The following is a 995-nucleotide window of genomic DNA, read 5'->3' as shown; positions in this document are numbered from 1 at the left end:
AATTAAGCAATGATCTTGGCCACGACGCCAGCGCCCACGGTACGGCCGCCTTCGCGGATAGCGAAGCGCAGACCTTCTTCCATGGCGATGGGGTTGATCAGCTTCACAGTGATCGACACGTTGTCACCAGGCATGACCATTTCCTTGTCGGCTGGCAGCTCGATGGCGCCGGTCACGTCGGTCGTGCGGAAGTAGAACTGAGGGCGGTAGTTGTTGAAGAAGGGCGTGTGACGGCCGCCTTCGTCCTTGCTCAGAACATACACTTCAGCGGTGAAGTGAGTGTGGGGCTTGATCGAGCCGGGCTTGCACAGCACTTGGCCGCGCTCCACGTCTTCGCGCTTGGTGCCGCGCAGCAGCAGGCCGACGTTGTCGCCAGCTTGACCTTGGTCCAGCAGCTTGCGGAACATTTCCACGCCGGTGCAGATGGTCTTTTGCGTGTCGCGGATACCGACGATTTCGATTTCTTCGCCGACCTTGATGATGCCGCGCTCAACGCGACCGGTCACCACGGTGCCACGGCCGGAGATGGAGAACACGTCTTCCACGGGCATCAGGAAGGCACCGTCCACAGCGCGCTCTGGCGTGGGGATGTAGGTGTCCAGCGCTTCAGCCAGCTTCATGATGGCTTCTTCACCCAGCTTGCCCTTGTCGCCTTCCAGGGCGAGCTTGGCAGAACCACGGATGATGGGGGTGTCGTCGCCTGGGAAGTCGTACTTGTCCAGGAGTTCGCGCACTTCCATTTCGACGAGTTCGAGCAGTTCTTCGTCGTCCACCATGTCGCACTTGTTCAGGAACACGATGATGTAAGGCACGCCCACTTGGCGAGCCAGCAGGATGTGCTCGCGGGTCTGGGGCATGGGGCCGTCAGCAGCCGAGCACACCAGGATAGCGCCGTCCATCTGGGCTGCGCCGGTGATCATGTTCTTCACATAGTCGGCGTGGCCAGGGCAGTCCACGTGGGCGTAGTGGCGGTTGGCCGTTTCGTATTCCACGTG

General features: G+C 60.9%; 1 protein-coding gene. It reads right to left on the bottom strand.

Features of this window, described 5'->3' with window-relative positions; all coding sequences use genetic code 11:
- Positions 1 to 2 precede the first annotated feature (2 nt).
- A partial coding sequence (tuf, locus tag ACSQ22_RS26300; protein ID WP_436131965.1) for an elongation factor Tu occupies positions 3 to 995 on the bottom strand: 993 nt, incomplete at its 5' end.

The organism is Acidovorax sp. LjRoot38 (assembly GCF_964252975.1).
In the GTDB taxonomy this organism is placed as follows: Bacteria; Pseudomonadota; Gammaproteobacteria; order Burkholderiales; family Burkholderiaceae_C; genus Acidovorax; species Acidovorax facilis.
Note: the sequence above shows the minus strand (reverse complement) of the source record. Positions and strands in the feature narration are given on the sequence as shown.